The 382-nt window shown below is 52.4% G+C and carries 1 tRNA gene; it reads left to right on the forward strand.

Going from position 1 to position 382, the window contains the following annotated elements:
• The first annotated feature begins 119 nt into the window (after positions 1-119).
• Positions 120-195: transfer RNA gene (locus JFN90_RS22080), tRNA-Ala, on the forward strand.
• Positions 196-382: the final 187 nt, after the last annotated feature.

The following is a 382-nucleotide window of genomic DNA, read 5'->3' on the forward strand; positions in this document are numbered from 1 at the left end:
ACACGACTGATAATCGTGAGGTCGGTGGTTCGAGTCCACCTAGGCCCACCATCCCCCTTCGCCAAGGCTACGGGGGATGAACCCCACGGGGTTAGCTAATCAGCCGTCTCCAACGAAATGGGGGTGTAGCTCAGCTGGGAGAGCACCTGCCTTGCACGCAGGGGGTCATCGGTTCGATCCCGTTCACCTCCACCATTTTGGTTCGATTCCTTCGGGGACGATCTAATACCGTTCTTTGACAATTGCATAGTAGTGAATGTAGGTAGCAACCGAAATGACTTAGGTCGTTTCGGGAAGTATGCATAGTCAGTTAGATCATTTACAGTTTTTTTATGGTCAAGCTACTAAGGGCGTACGGTGGATGCCTAGGCAGAGAGAGGCG

This window comes from Geomonas propionica (assembly GCF_016458235.1).
Taxonomy (GTDB): Bacteria; Desulfobacterota; Desulfuromonadia; order Geobacterales; family Geobacteraceae; genus Geomonas; species Geomonas propionica.